The organism is Algoriphagus algorifonticola (assembly GCF_007655305.1).
Classification (GTDB): domain Bacteria; phylum Bacteroidota; class Bacteroidia; order Cytophagales; family Cyclobacteriaceae; genus Algoriphagus; species Algoriphagus algorifonticola.
Window position 1 is genome coordinate 12,745 of sequence record NZ_VLOG01000063.1, and the last position, 14,641, is coordinate 27,385.

The following is a 14,641-nucleotide window of genomic DNA, read 5'->3' on the forward strand; positions in this document are numbered from 1 at the left end:
CTTAATTCAAGTTTCTAAATTCCAGAGGCGACATTCCAGTCTTACTCTTAAAAAGTTTGGTAAAATGCTGAGGATACTCAAATCCCAGTTGATAGGCAATCTGAGATACCGCTTCTTTGGTTCCCAAAAGTGAATTCTTCGCCCTTTCAATTAGAATATGATGAATATATTCCTGTGCATTTCTTCCACTTTCTTTTCTTAACAAATCACTCAAATACCTGGATGACATATTCATTTTTTCACCTAAGTATTTGACCGTCGGAAGCCCCTTCTCTCCGGGCATTTCTGAATCAAAGTATTCCCGAAGGATTTTTTCAAATCGACTAACCAAATCCTGATTGAGGTTGGTTCGGGAGTAAAATTGCCTGTCATAATATCGCAGACAATACCCCAATAGCAATTCAATATTCGTTAGAATCAAATTTTGACTGTGCCTATCGATAGGTTGCTTTAATTCAAGTTCAATTTTTTCGATCAACTCTGACAATGACTTTTTCTCCCCATCTGACACATGCAGAGCCTCATTTGTCTCATAATCAAAAAACCCATAGGTATGGATACTTTCCCCCAAATCACTTTTTCTTATCAAGTCTGGATGAAATAAGAGCAGCCAACCTTCGGAACTTGGGTTCATCTCCTTATTTCCAGCAGTGAGTACTTGGCCAGCTTTGATGAAAGCTAAAGTGCCTTCCCTGAAGTCATAAGAACTTCTTCCATATCCCATTTCGCAATCCATTCCTTCCTTTTGCCAGATTTGGAATAAATCTATCCTGATTTTCATTCCTTCTTGAATCTGCTCTAGCTGAATATCTTTTTGCCTGACCACAGAAACCAACGGATGAAGCAGTTTGGGTAAGCCAAGAACCTGATGGGCCTTTGATATGGAATCTATGATAAAAACCTCTTTCACCCTTTTACTAAATTATGATCAATCATCACCTGAAATGAATCCACCATTGTTTCCTCCAGCGATCTATAGCTCACTTGAAGTTCTCGGATACTTTTAGAATTATCTGCTTTCCAGGCTACGTTTACGTTCTTTTTTACAAAATCTCGGGTAATCATTTTATTGACAAAAGGTCCGACCAGCATCAATAACCATTTGGGCAGAGCTTTCTTTGGAACAGGATATTTATCCCCAAAGTGCTTGTGGAGAATTTTTGCGGCTTCCAGCATATTGGTATTGTGTGCAGAGATAATATTTCTACCATTTGCCTCAGGAAGCAAACCTGCATTCAAATGTGCTTCTGCCAAATCCCGAACATCTACGATCCCCAAACCTAAATTTGGAACCCCCATTTTCATAGTGCCGTCACCCAACTGTTTTAAGATGGTATAACTCTCTGAAGTCGCTGTTCCCGGATTTACTGCCGGTCCTAGTACCAAACATGGATTCACCACCACCAAATCCCATTGAGACTGGGATTTAACAATTTTCCATGCCTCTTTTTCTGCCAAAGTCTTGGAATAGGAATAAGGTTGATAATCCAAAGAGGCAGTTGTATTCCATATTTCCTCAGTCAACATTCCTTTCGGTGTATGAGCTACTTCGCTTGCATCGGTATAAATAGCTGCGCAACTGCTGGTCACTACCACTCTTTTTACCGAGGCTGTTCTATTGGCTTGCTCCAATACATTTCTTGTCCCATTTACGGCCGGATCGATCAAGTCTTTTTGAGGGTCTTTATAATTGGAGGTAAATGGAGAAGCGGTATGGAAAACCAATTCGCAATCCTTCATGGCTTCCTCATAGCTTCCTTCATCCAGTAAATCAGATTTAAAAAACAGGATTTCCCCGGGTGTATCCTTTGCCAAATCCCTCAAATGATTGGTTTTTTTGGCGTTTTCAGGATCCCTTACAGCTGCATGGACGGTCATTCCTTTTTCAAGAAGCTTTTTAACAATCCACCCGGCAACAAAACCCGTTGCTCCTGTAACTAAAACTGGTTTGGATAAATCTATTGAAGTCATGATTTTTCGATTTTGATAGAGTACAAAGGTCTAACAAGCAAAACCCAAAAAAGTATACAAATTGCTGAAAGACTTAAACAAATTGCATGAATCTCACAATATCGCATTATTCATATTCATTAATTAAATCAATTAAACCTATCCTTAAAGGCTTCAAATCGACATTTTGATTCTGATTTGAAAACCTTAGAACCAAATCAACTTTTATAAATTCCTTCAATATTTTTTTGTAACCGATCTGAGAAGGGACTATAACAAGTAATTTTTGATTCTTTAAGTACTTTAATTTTCAAAGGATTTTCATTTACCTAATAAACCCTTAAATTGAGGGAGTTAGCATCAAATCACCGTCCATGACCATTGGCCTTTTAAAAGAACCCGAGGGAGAACATCGGGTTGCCTTATTACCTGAAAGTGTAAAAAGCCTTATTTCCTTAGAAGTAAATGTGTGGGTGGAAAGCCAAGCTGGAAACCATGCTTTCGTTTCTGACACTGATTTTGAAAAATCAGGTGCAAAAATCTTCCAAAGGGAAGATGTCCTAAAAGCCGATTTGATCCTGGGAATCAATCCACCAACTTCTACAGAATTGGAAACTTTGAAAGCGGAACAAGTACTTGTATGTGTATTTCAGCCTCTTTCAAATAAAGGTTTGGTGGAAAGATTTTTAAAACTGGGCATCACGAGCTTCTCTATGGATAATGTCCCCAGAACTACCCGGGCACAGGCGATGGATATACTATCTTCCATGGCAACGGTGGCTGGATACAAGGCTGTTTTGATGGCAGCATCTCATTCCCCTCGTTTCTTCCCCATGTTTATGACCGCTGCTGGAAGCATCATTCCTTCCAAAGTTTTGGTCTTAGGTGCCGGGGTGGCAGGACTGCAAGCCATTGCCACTGCAAGACGCTTGGGTGCAGTTGTGGAAGCTTTCGACGTGCGTGCAGCTGCCGAAGAGGAAGTGAAAAGTTTGGGAGCCAAATTCATCAAAGTGGAAGGCGCCAAGGATGAAGCCACAGCAGGAGGATATGCTGTCGAACAAAGCGAAGAATACAAAGCCAAACAGCAGGCATTGATCCAGGAGCATGCTAAGAAATCAAATATCATCATCTGTACCGCTCAGATTCCCGGCAGAAAAGCTCCTCTATTGATCACCAAAGAAACAGTTGCCGAAATGGTTCCTGGATCGGTCATCATAGACTTAGCTTCATCCTCTGGAGGAAACTGCGAGCTTACCCAAGACAATCAAACCATCAATTCCAATGGAGTCAGTATCCTTGGAAACTCCAATTTACCGAGCACCATGCCTTTGGATGCCAGTAAAATGTATGGAAAAAATATGGTCAATTTCCTCAAACTGATAATCGGAGAGTTTGGCGCTTTAAACCTGAATTGGGATGATGATATTGTTTTCAACACCTGTGTCACTCACCAAGGAAGTATCCAAAGCGAACGCGTAAAATCAATCCTTTTCCCCAGAAATCCAGTCTAGACTATGGAAGAATTATTAAGCCTTTTTTATGAAAACAGGGAATTCATATTCCTGATCATCACCTCGGTATTTCTGGGAATTGAAGTGATATCGAATGTTCCCGCTGTTCTTCACACTCCCTTGATGTCTGGCGCCAATGCGATTCATGGGGTCGTAATCATCGGCTCTATTATCATCATGCTCCAAGCAGATCCCAGCAACTACTATGCATTAATTCTGGGCTTTTTAGCAGTTATTCTGGGTACGCTGAATGTGGTGGGTGGATTTGTGGTCACCAACAGAATGCTCGAAATGTTTAAGAAAAAATCCAAGTAATATGATGACAGATTTACTAGGACTCAGCATTTTGGAGCTTTGCTATATAGGCGCTTCTATTACGTTTATTTTGGGTTTGAAAATGCTCTCCAGCCCGGACAAGGCAAGAAAAGGGAATTTAATTGCCGGTTATGGAATGGGTTTGGCAATTATAGCAACCATACTTTTCAAAGAAGAACTTACTGCCGATAAATGGCTCAACTATACCCTTATCCTGGCTGGACTGATCATTGGAACTGTCATTGGCACCCGAATGGCGCTCAAAGTAAAAATGACTGCCATGCCCCAGATGGTTTCTTTTTTCAATGGTATGGGAGGAGCCTGTGCTGCAGTCATTTCTCTTGTTGAATTCGATCATTTACGACATGGTCAGGAAACAGAATCAGGGATGCTTTTGGTAATTCTCTTGGGCTTGATTATTGGTTCGGTATCCTTCTCTGGCTCTATCGTAGCTTATGGGAAATTAGAAGGAAAAATCGGAGACAAAGCGCTTCCTGCAGGCCAATTCATCAATATTGCTCTGTTGATTTTATTATTTGGATTAGCTGCCTGGATGGTGGTAGTAGGATGCTCAGAAATGAGTTTCATCTATGCCTTGTTGTTTGCCTCTCTGCTTTATGGAGTTCTTTTTGTGATGCCAATTGGAGGTGCTGATATGCCGGTAGTCATTTCCTTGCTAAATAGCTTCACTGGAATGGCCGCTGCATTTGGAGGCTTTTTGTATGGGAATCAAGCCATGCTGACAGGAGGGATTTTGGTAGGTTCAGCAGGAACTATTCTAACTGTACTCATGTGTACCGCTATGAATCGATCCTTGACCAACGTCATAATCGGATCTTTTGGAGGTGGTAGTAATAGCTCTTCCGGAAAAGAAGGAAGTCATGAAACTGTCAAAGAAATATCCGTCACTGATGCCGCAATTTTGCTTGCTTATGCCAATAAAGTAAGCGTAGTACCCGGGTACGGTTTGGCTGTGGCACAAGCTCAGCACACTGTTCATAATCTGGAGAAAATTCTGGAAGAAAAGGGAGTAGAACTGACTTATGCGATTCACCCTGTAGCAGGAAGAATGCCTGGACATATGAATGTATTATTGGCAGAAGCTGATGTTCCCTATCCAAAACTTTTGGAAATGGAAGATGCCAATGAATCTATGAATAGTGTCGATGTTGTGTTGGTCATTGGAGCCAATGATGTAGTCAATCCAGCTGCAGAAAATGATCCTAATAGCCCTATTTTCGGAATGCCAATTATCAAGGTTTGGAATGCCAAAAATGTGATCGTTCTAAAAAGATCCATGGGCAAGGGCTATGCAGGCATCGAAAACGAACTGTTTTTCCATCCGAAAAACAGGATGCTATTCGGAGACGCAAAAGATTCACTTGAGAAATTGATAGCTGAGGTTAAAAACCTATAAATCTATTCCTTCCAGGCTTTGATCAAACCGGGAAGCATCACCAAGGCGATAATCATCAAACCAAAAGTTTCTCTGGCTTCCTCCATTTGGGGAGTTTTCATGCTGAGATTCTTTTGTTCCAGTTCCTGTACAATCCAATCGCTAACAGACTCAGGCCAAAAATATATGGCTCCTACCAAGCAGGCTACCACTAATACAGTCAGGGGAATTTTTGGGAAAATGCCCCGAAAGCCTAAGAGGCAAAAGATAATAGCTACAACATAGGTACTTACCCAGACTTCGGGGTCAGGGTCATTGAATTGCCAATATGCAAAAAGGGCAAATAATACTGCCCAAGCAGCGTAAAATATTTTTGTGATATTCATAGAAATTGGGAAAGATAAACTAGGCTACATCCACACACCCAGAAAAACCTCCTGCCGCGACTTTATAGCCTCTATAATCCACCATTACTTCTTTAACCGTGGTAAATCCATAAATAGTCTGGGATTTCATGAGGTTAAAAAACTCTTTCTCCTGTTCAATTTCAGAATTAGCCATGGCCATCAAAATCTCCTCCCGTTCTGCCTGTTCTTTTTTCAGAAAGTTGGTTTTATCCAAAGCCTCCAACTGATTTCTCAACAGCAGATGGGTGTCTTCTTCATAGCAATATTCGAAAAGACGCAACAAGAATTTATCCGTACCTGTGCTCATAGCGCCGATGGGCTTTGCTTCAGGAGTAGGCGTTTTAGCAGGAAGTCCTTCCGGAATAATCGTATCCGCTATGGCCGAAATCAATTTTTCCTCTTTCCAAGTAAAGAAGCCTTTGTGAGTCAATTGGTCTACCAACTCCCATTTCCAATCAGCAATTGCCAATCCTGCGATTCCAAGTCCTGAGGCGCCCAGGATTTTTAGAGATTTTCTTCTGTTCATAGCAATAAGGATAGATTTTCAAGTTAGGTTTTTTACAAATCCATTCAAAAATGAGGCTTGATAATTCCACCAATGGCAAGAAAAAACTCCGACCTTAGGCCGGAGTTGATTATTATCTAATTTTTTATTTTCTGTAATCCAACGGAGCTGTTCTATCTCCAACCAAGGCATCGTATTTAAACCCTTCTCCTTGTCTTCTTTTCAGCTCAGCCTGTGCTTCTGAAGTTACTTTTGGATTTTTGAATATATCTGAAGCTGTTAAAGCTAAGGTCTTTGCGGCGATCATCATACCTTTTTGACCAATGCTCGTTCCACCGGCGGCTACAGCCTGCCAAGTATGGGCAGATGTACCCGGCACCCAAGTAGCAACATTCAATCCGGCCGTAGGTACCAACCAACTCACATCTCCTACATCAGTAGAACCTCCAGAACCTTTCTCATTTACCTCAAATGGAGCGATTTTTTGGGCATCCTCTGGAGAGGTATTTACTCCGGAAGGAAAGGTCTTAATAATATCCTGAGCAAATTTTGTCTCTTCCGGGCTGTACTTCAAACCACCTACCATTTGAAGGTTTTTATGCATAATTCTGGACAAAGTCTCATTAGGGAGAAGATTGTAAACTCCATTGATCACCTCATACTCCATTTTAGTCTGTGTGCCTTGCGCAGCACCCTCAGCGGCGGCTACCATTTTGGCAAAGATCTCCTTAACCACTCTTGCATTCGGGTGTCTCACGTAATGATAAGATTCAGCAAATGCTGGAACTACGTTTGGAGCTTCACCTCCACGGGTGATTACATAGTGCATCCTTGTTTCTTGTGGTACATGTTCACGTAAAAGATTAACCATGAAATTCATCGCTTCCACCCCGTCTAAGGCAGATTTTCCTCTATCAGGAGCTGCAGCAGCGTGGGAAGCTTCACCGTAGAATCTGAATTTGGTAGAAATATTAGCCAAAGATGAACTGGCAGAAGCATCATTTTTGGATCCAGGATGCCAGTGCAACATCGCGTCTACATCCTCCATAAGCCCTGCTCTAGCCATGTACACTTTTCCTCCACCGCCTTCTTCAGCCGGTGTTCCATATACACGAATAGTTCCGGTAATTTTATTCTGTTGCATCCAGTCTTTTACGGCAATTCCTGCAGCGACTGAGGCCGTACCAAAAAGATGATGGCCGCAGGCATGACCGGCTCCACCTTCCACAACTGGTTCTCTAAAAGGAGCTGCCTTTTGGGAGACTCCAGGCAAAGCATCAAACTCCGCCATAATCCCTACCACTGGAGCTCCTGAGCCAAATTCCGCCACAAATGCAGTAGGAATATCAGCCACTCCTGCTTTAACACTAAATCCGGCATCTTTTAAAGTCTTTTGCAAAAGCTCAGAGCTCTCAGTTTCCAAATATCCCAATTCAGGATTGGACCAAATTTGCTTGGAAATCGCACCATAAAATTCAGCCTTTTGATCCAGGCTATTCAAAATTGTTTTTTCCTGTGCCATGGAAAAATTAGCCCAGAGCATAGCAAACAATAGAATGTATGTCTTTCTTTTAGATATCATAAATTTAGTTTTGATTAATTGGTAAGGTTAGTCGAAAATACGGCTGAAATACAGCTCAGGCAAAGATTTTTACAGGAAAAAATAGAATCTGCATTTAAGCAGCTTGATCAATTCTTTGAAAAATGCCATTCTAATATTCAATTATTTTTTCATTTACAGAAATATTGATTTTATACCCAAAAATTTCCATCTAATTTTTATTATTTGTACTTTTCTGATAACCAAACCTTTACGCACCATGAATAAATTATTTAAAATCCTAGGCTGGATGTTAGGGGCAATTGTTTTACTTCTTCTTTGCGTTTTCGCCTACCTCAACATTGTTTTTCCCAAGGTATCACCTGCAGAAGATTTGAAAATTGAGTACACCGCTGACCGAATCGAAAGAGGAGCTTATCTCGCCAATCATGTAGCCGTCTGTATGGACTGCCACTCTCAACGGGATTTCTCATTATTTTCGGGTCCTCCTGCCCCCGGAACACTTGGTAAAGGAGGAGATAGATTTGATCACGGGATGGGTTTCCCAGGTGTATTTTACGCCAAAAACATCACTCCATTTGGGATTTCAGACTATTCAGACGGAGAACTTTATCGACTCATAACTACCGGAGTGACCAATGATGGGAGAGCTATGTTCCCACTCATGCCATATAAGTATTATGGAAAAATGGATCCTGAAGATATTTATGACATCATTGCCTATATACGTTCATTACCAAGTGTAGAAAGTGAAGTTCCTGATTCCAAAGCAGATTTTCCAGTAAGTCTAATCCTTAACACCTTACCAAAAGATCCCGAGCCAATGAAAAAACCAAACCCGGCTGATCAGGTGGCTTATGGAAAATACCTTGTGAATGCTTCAGGCTGTATAGAATGTCATACTCAAGCAGACCCTCAAGGAATGATCATTCAGGAAGTAGCATTCGAAGGAGGTAGAGATTTTCCTTTTCCTGATGGGTCAAAAGTAACCTCATCCAATATTACTCCTGACCCTGAAACAGGGATCGGAAATTGGGACGAAGCAACATTTGTTCAAAGATTTAAACAATACACCGATTCAGCTTATGTGATCCCTCAAGTTCCCCAGGGAGAATTTAACACCATTATGCCTTGGACTATGTATGCCGGAATGACAGAACAAGACCTGAAAGCGATTTATGCTTATCTGAGAACACTCGAACCCAAACGGAATCAGGTAATTCGCTTTACAGCCTCAGCCAACTAAGCTAAAGCCCTGAAGAAATTCAGGGTTTTCTTTTGCAATGTGATCCTAATCACAAAACCCAAAGACTTTTTGGATGTATTTTAGGGTCTAAATGGGAAGACTGACCCTTTCCAAAAATCTCGTATTCAGAGATTTTCTTTACCATTAACCCAAAAATAACCATGAAAGCAAGTAGAAGAAAATTCCTTTCCCAACTGGGAGCAATCGGTACAGGAACAGGCCTTCTTAGTCTTGGCAGTCTTCCTGCTGAAGCTGAACCTAAAGAAAAAGACAAGAGCTCTTTCACCATCAGTATTTTTCAAACCACGGATGTGCATTGCCAAATCCATCCACATGATGAGTTATTCTGGGAAAATGATCAGGCTGTCTATCGAAAAACGGGAGGATATGCCCATCTCAAAACATTTCTGGATAAGGAGAAAGCAAAAGCTGAACACAGCTTTGTCATAGATACGGGGGATATGTTTCAAGGCTCCGAGCTATCTGTAAGGACAACGGGTGAAGCGATGGTCCCTCTCCTCAACGAAATGGGTTATGACCTATACCTTCCCGGAAATTGGGAGGTGATTTATTACAAAAAAGCCATGCAGCATTTATTGGGTTCGCTTCATGCCCCAAAAATCTGCGCCAATATGTATCACGACCTGGGAGAGGAGACAAAAGGCGAGCTGATCTTTCCTCCTTACCATATCTGGACAGTAAATGGTGTCAAAATAGGTTTCTTGGGGTATACCGATCATTTGGTCCCTATCCGACAGTCCCCTAACTACAGCAAAGGGATCATCTATACCAAACCGGAAGAAAATCTAGCTCACTACGTGGATGTCCTTCGGAATCAGGAGAAATGTGCTTTTGTAGCGATTATTGCCCATTTAGGTCTTTCACAACAGATTCACTTGGCTAATATTCCGGCTTGTGAGGGAGTGGATTATATACTCGGTGGAGATACCCATGAAAGAGTAAGAAAACCTATTCAATCAAAATATGCCAAAGTGGTAGAGCCCGGCGCTTTCGGTTCATTTGTAGGCAAGCTGGAATTAAAAATTCAAGATGGAAAGGTGGTGTCTGATCACTATGAATTGCTGGAGGTATCCGCAACAGAAAATAAAGCCGACCCAAAAATATCTCAACTCATCAAGAATAATGAAGGACCTTTTCAAGAGGATATTTTTGAAATTGCCGGATATAGTACTCTTCCGCTCTACCGGTACTTTGTTATAGAAAACCCTATAGACACCATGATTCTGGATGCCGTGAGTTGGCAGGTTCCAGAGGTAGATATAGTCCTTTCAAATGGTTTTAGGTTTTGTCCTCCCAACACGACTCCTGACAAAACTGGAAATATCCCCATCACCAACGGATACATTTTCGATATGCTGCCCGTGGATTCTATGATTCGTACCGGTAAAGTAACTGGACAACAAATTCAGGAATGGTTGGAAAAGGAATTGAACAATGTATTTGCAAAAGACGCATCCAAACGATTTGGAGGATGGGTCATCAAATTCAGAGGAATGGAAATCGAATTTTTGGCTTTTGGAGAGGAAGGTCAACGGGTTCAGAAGGCATTGATTCATGGAAAACAAATTGATCCTGATAGAGTGTACAGCATTTGTGCCTGTGAAAGAGATGGAGACCCTGATGATATGCTTTGCCGATTCAAAGGTGTCATGGAAACAGAAAACACTGCCTATACTTTGCATCAGGCGATGAAAAATTATCTGGCAGCCAATTCGCCGGTAAGTCCTATCGCCCCCAAATCTGCTGTGGCACTCGATGCTCCTCCTACTTTACTTACCCAGGTTTACGGCGTAGATTATCAGTTTAAATAAATAAGTTGCTTTTTCACCCTATGAGGCTGTCTCAAAAGTGCAATTTGTCACATTGAGCGAAGTCGAAATGTTGGCCACAACGATAGAAATGGCCTTCGACTCCCTGCCTGCGTCAGACAGGCGCTCAAGCTTACACTAGAGCTATTTATGAGACAGCCTCATTTTTGTTTTACGAACAAGCTTGTACAACTGACGTTAACCTTCTAATTTCCCGATTAAAATCTTCTCTATGCGCATTGACCATTCATTTGGCAGTTTTTTACTTTTTATAGTATTTCTGAGTTCATGCAACTCGGTCCACCAAGAGTCCGGCTGGGACAGTTCACAGATTCAAATAGCGAGAGACGATTTTGGAGTTCCCCATATTTTTGGAAAAACCGATGCAGATGTTGCTTATGGCTTGGCCTGGGCTCATGCGGAAGATGATTTTGAAACAATTCAAAAAACCATGCTTGCAGGCAAAGCCTTGGTAGGAAGAGTTTATGGAGAAGAAGGGGCAGCTGTAGATTTTTTTGTTCAGCTATTAGAAACCCAAAAAATAGCTAAAGAGAAATACGAAAGTTCCTTTTCAGCCGAGTTTAAAAAAGTCTTGGAAGGCTATGCTGCTGGCATCAACGATTATGCATTGCAGCATCCAAAAGAAATGCTTTACAGTCGTGCCTTTCCGGTGAGCACAGCAGATATCGCTTCAGCATATATTTTGTCATTGGCCCAAATGTCGGGGGCTGACAGAGCTGTTCAAGCTATATTTAGCGGTGAGGTGACGCTACTTCTTCCTGATCCAAATCCCAAAGGTTCGAATGCAATTGCGATTCATTCCGATAGAACGGATTCAGGAGAAAGCTTTTTGGCTATCAACTCACATCAACCGCTAGAAGGACCAGTCGCTTGGTATGAGGCACATTTGCATTCTGAGGAAGGCTGGAACATGTTGGGAGGTTTATTTCCTGGGGGAGCTATGATTTTCCATGGAGTCAATGAGAATTTGGGATGGGCACATACTGTCAACTTCCCGGATCTTCTGGACTTGTACCAATTGCAAAGCAATCCCGACAACCCTGATCAATATTATGTCGATGGAGAATGGCTGACATTGGAGGAAAAGACCATTTGGCTCAAAGTAAAATTATGGGATTGGCTCACGATTCCTGTCCCTAAAACCATCTGGAAAAGTATTTACGGCCCAACCTTAGTCACTGATCAGGGAACTTTTTCCATTCGATTGGGTGCCTTAGATAGAATCGGCGCACCAGAGCAATGGTGGAGAATGAATAAAGCTAAAAACTTTACAGAATGGAAATCCGCCATGGAAAGAATGGAATTGACCAGCTTCAATACAGTCTATGCGGATAAGTTTGATACCATTTTTTATGTCAGTAATGGACTATTGCCTATTAGAAAACCTGGGTATGATTATACCGGAACTGTAGCTGGAAATACAAGAGAAACTCTTTGGACTGCATACCATGACTTTAGAGACTTACCTCAGCAAGTAAATCCCAACTCAGGATATCTCTATAATACGAATCATTCCCCTTTTAAAGCTTCTGCTTTTTCGGATAACCTAAACCAAAATGATTTCCCCTCTGAGATGAATTTTTCCAAAAGAGATAATAACCGCTCACTGAGATTTAGGGAAATCATGCCGGATTCAGGAAAAATCTCTTGGGAGCAATTTGAACAAATAAAATTCGATCAAAAACTTCCTAGTCAACTTGCATTTAGAACTAATATGCAGGCTATGTTTTCATTGGATAGCGCTGAGTTTTCTGACATTGCTCCTCAAATACAAGTGCTAAAAAACTGGGATAAATCTGCCGGAGTGAAAAGTGAGGGAGCTGCACTTTTTGCTTTTGTCTATTATTACTGGTGGGATCAGTTTGACAAAATGAGAAGGCCTTTTGAAACCACGCTTACAAAAGAAGAAGCAGCAGAAGGTATTCGGGCTGCCAAAGCGCATTTCAAGGCGCATTTTGGAAAAGAATTGGTCGGTTTGGGCGAATATCAAAAGCTGGTAAGAGGTGATAAAGTGCTTCCTCTTTGGGGCCTGGATGATGTGATTGCCGCCATGCGATCGCAGAACTGGGAAAATGGAATGCGGAAAGGTGTACAGGGAGAATCCTATATCATGATGGTCAAGTTTGGAGAAGGCTTACCAAAAATAGAAACCATCAATGTATTTGGTGCCAGTAATCGTCCTGAAAGTCCGCACTATGCAGATCAAATGGAGCGATTTTTAGCAAGGGAATTAAAGCCTATGACACTGGACAAGGAAGAAGTCTTGAAAAATGCTCGGGAGATTTACAATCCTGGAAAAAGACAAAACCCTTAAACCAGCTTCAAATCATAATTTCTGAATGCATCCAAAACCGGGTCGGTGGGATGAAGTTCCGTGACTAAGGTATGAACAGCTGTCAGATCACAGGTCTTGTATTTTTGCACAGTGTGTAATTTATCGGAGACAGAAAGTATGATTGTCTTCTTGGCAGCACGGATCATGGCCTGTTTCACTTGAATCACCTCCCAGTCAAATTCTGTCAACCCATGCTCTGCATCCAGATAGCCTGTTCCCAAAATACAAAGATCTACTTTCAGCTGGTTGAGGGAGTTTACTACAGTTCCTCCTACGGCAAATTTGGCTTCGTGCAATAGCTTTCCTCCCAGAAAAATCACCTCAACTTCCGGTAATTCCAACAATTGCATGGCGACATGCAAACTGGGCGTGAATACAGTTAAGGGAAGCCTTCGTGGAATCATTTTGGCGACTTCCATATTGGTCGTCCCTCCACTCATCAGAATCACCTGACCTTCAGAAAGCAGGGAAACTGTCTTTTCAGCAATCCGGATTTTTTTGGAAAGAAGATAAATATTGCCATCATCCTTACTGAAGTTCATAAAACCAAAAGAAGTCGCTCCTCCATGGACTTTTTTAAGTTTCTTTTCCTTTGCCAGCTCTTTTACATCCCGCCTAACCGTATCAATTGACACATTAAGCGAATCAGAGAGGTCTGTCAGCAAAACTCTATGATGTAAATGAACCTGGTCTAGGATATACTTTTGTCTTTCTTCTTTTAGCATGGAATCGGTGATAAAAACGTAAGCTACTAAAAACAGCAAAAACTTGCAAAAGTATAAAGGTGCTCGTTAGTGCTTGCAAAAAATTGCGCCTAATCATTCCCAAACCTGCAATATTCTAGGTAGTTTAGCTGTTGAAAAGACCCCAGCCTGCTATGAACCTGAACTTGAAAAAATACAGTTTCAACACGATTTGTCTTTCTTTCATTGCCTTGCTTTTTTCAGCTTGCAGCCCTCAGGCTACTTTTAGAATAGTAGAAAAGCCAATCACCTGGAATGAGACAAGAGAGCAACTCTCACTTCAATACTTAAGAGAAAGGCACGGCCTGGATAAAGAACAAGCCACCATCAGCCCTCAAATGGTGGTTGTTCACTGGACGGCAATTGATAATATAGAGGTCACTTTTGACGTTTTCGATTCACCCACTTTGGGAGGTAGAGAAGATTTGACGAGTGCCAGTAATCTAAATGTCAGTAGCCAGTTTTTGATTGATAGGGATGGCACCATCTTTAGACTTCTTCCTGACACCACCTTTGCAAGGCATACGATAGGGCTTAATTACTGCGCAATAGGCATTGAAAATGTGGGAGGGCCTGAAGCACCTCTTACTAAAGCTCAATTAAAAGCCAACGAGAATCTAATCAGGTACCTTAGAAAAAAATACCCTTTGGAATATGTCATCGGTCATCATGAATATCAACTTTTCCAGGAAACAGAATTATGGAAAGAAGCAGACCCTGACTACAGAACTATCAAAACAGACCCTGGAGATAGTTTTATGAAAAAACTTCGAAAAAACCTTAGTGATCTAAACCTCAAACCCATCCCTACTACCTATTAAT

The 14,641-nt window shown here is 41.5% G+C and carries 13 protein-coding genes; 7 read left to right on the plus strand and 6 right to left on the minus strand.

Going from position 1 to position 14,641, the window contains the following annotated elements; genetic code table 11:
• Position 1 precedes the first annotated feature (1 nt).
• Entirely contained in the window at positions 2 to 910 is a 909-nt protein-coding gene (locus FL972_RS17430; RefSeq protein ID WP_144607277.1) for a helix-turn-helix domain-containing protein, read from the minus strand.
• Positions 907 to 1,971 (minus strand): NAD-dependent epimerase/dehydratase family protein, encoded by a 1,065-nt coding sequence (locus FL972_RS17435; RefSeq protein ID WP_144607278.1) that lies wholly within the window; start codon positions 1,969 to 1,971, stop codon positions 907 to 909. The genes FL972_RS17430 and FL972_RS17435 overlap by 4 nt, the downstream gene beginning before the upstream one ends.
• A gap of 353 nt (positions 1,972 to 2,324) precedes the next feature.
• On the opposite strand from FL972_RS17435, the gene FL972_RS17440 reads away from it, so the two are divergent.
• From FL972_RS17440 to FL972_RS17450, 3 genes are read left to right on the plus strand one after another with little or no spacing between them, the layout of a single operon-like run.
• A complete protein-coding gene (locus FL972_RS17440) occupies positions 2,325 to 3,461 on the plus strand; it encodes a Re/Si-specific NAD(P)(+) transhydrogenase subunit alpha (RefSeq protein ID WP_144607279.1) in 1,137 nt (378 codons plus the stop codon).
• A 3-nt stretch (positions 3,462 to 3,464) separates the two neighbouring features.
• The gene (locus FL972_RS17445; protein WP_144607280.1) at positions 3,465 to 3,776 is read left to right on the plus strand and encodes an NAD(P) transhydrogenase subunit alpha; all 312 of its coding nucleotides are present in this window, start codon (positions 3,465 to 3,467) and stop codon (positions 3,774 to 3,776) included.
• Position 3,777: 1 nt separating this feature from the next.
• The gene (locus tag FL972_RS17450) at positions 3,778 to 5,193 is read left to right on the plus strand and encodes an NAD(P)(+) transhydrogenase (Re/Si-specific) subunit beta (RefSeq protein ID WP_250161384.1); all 1,416 of its coding nucleotides are present in this window, start codon (positions 3,778 to 3,780) and stop codon (positions 5,191 to 5,193) included.
• A gap of 2 nt (positions 5,194 to 5,195) precedes the next feature.
• Here the strand turns inward: FL972_RS17450 and FL972_RS17455 are convergent, their stop codons facing one another.
• From FL972_RS17455 to FL972_RS17465, 3 genes are all read right to left on the minus strand, one after another.
• Positions 5,196 to 5,558, minus strand: a complete 363-nt coding sequence (locus FL972_RS17455) for a transmembrane 220 family protein (RefSeq protein ID WP_144607281.1) — start codon at positions 5,556 to 5,558, stop codon at positions 5,196 to 5,198.
• Between the two features lie 19 nt (positions 5,559 to 5,577).
• On the minus strand, positions 5,578 to 6,105 hold the full coding sequence (locus FL972_RS17460) for a gluconate 2-dehydrogenase subunit 3 family protein (protein ID WP_144607282.1): 528 nt from the start codon (positions 6,103 to 6,105) through the stop codon (positions 5,578 to 5,580).
• A gap of 124 nt (positions 6,106 to 6,229) precedes the next feature.
• Positions 6,230 to 7,666, minus strand: a complete 1,437-nt coding sequence (locus FL972_RS17465) for an amidohydrolase (RefSeq protein ID WP_144607283.1) — start codon at positions 7,664 to 7,666, stop codon at positions 6,230 to 6,232.
• A 238-nt stretch (positions 7,667 to 7,904) separates the two neighbouring features.
• Here FL972_RS17465 and FL972_RS17470 point away from each other — a divergent pair, with 238 nt between their 5' ends.
• The 3 genes from FL972_RS17470 (at position 7,905) to FL972_RS17480 (ending at position 13,055) form a co-directional block, all read left to right on the plus strand.
• Positions 7,905 to 8,891 (plus strand): c-type cytochrome, encoded by a 987-nt coding sequence (locus tag FL972_RS17470; RefSeq protein ID WP_144607284.1) that lies wholly within the window; start codon positions 7,905 to 7,907, stop codon positions 8,889 to 8,891.
• A 161-nt stretch (positions 8,892 to 9,052) separates the two neighbouring features.
• Positions 9,053 to 10,723: a bifunctional metallophosphatase/5'-nucleotidase gene (locus tag FL972_RS17475; RefSeq protein ID WP_144607285.1), complete on the plus strand. Its 1,671-nt coding sequence runs from the start codon at positions 9,053 to 9,055 to the stop codon at positions 10,721 to 10,723.
• A 229-nt stretch (positions 10,724 to 10,952) separates the two neighbouring features.
• The gene (locus tag FL972_RS17480) at positions 10,953 to 13,055 is read left to right on the plus strand and encodes an acylase (RefSeq protein WP_144607286.1); all 2,103 of its coding nucleotides are present in this window, start codon (positions 10,953 to 10,955) and stop codon (positions 13,053 to 13,055) included.
• Here FL972_RS17480 and FL972_RS17485 read toward each other — a convergent pair.
• Positions 13,052 to 13,801: a DeoR/GlpR family DNA-binding transcription regulator gene (locus tag FL972_RS17485; protein ID WP_091654778.1), complete on the minus strand. Its 750-nt coding sequence runs from the start codon at positions 13,799 to 13,801 to the stop codon at positions 13,052 to 13,054. The genes FL972_RS17480 and FL972_RS17485 overlap by 4 nt on opposite strands.
• Before the next feature lie 152 nt (positions 13,802 to 13,953).
• On the opposite strand from FL972_RS17485, the gene FL972_RS17490 reads away from it, so the two are divergent.
• The gene (locus FL972_RS17490; RefSeq protein ID WP_144607287.1) at positions 13,954 to 14,640 is read left to right on the plus strand and encodes an N-acetylmuramoyl-L-alanine amidase; all 687 of its coding nucleotides are present in this window, start codon (positions 13,954 to 13,956) and stop codon (positions 14,638 to 14,640) included.
• Position 14,641: the final 1 nt, after the last annotated feature.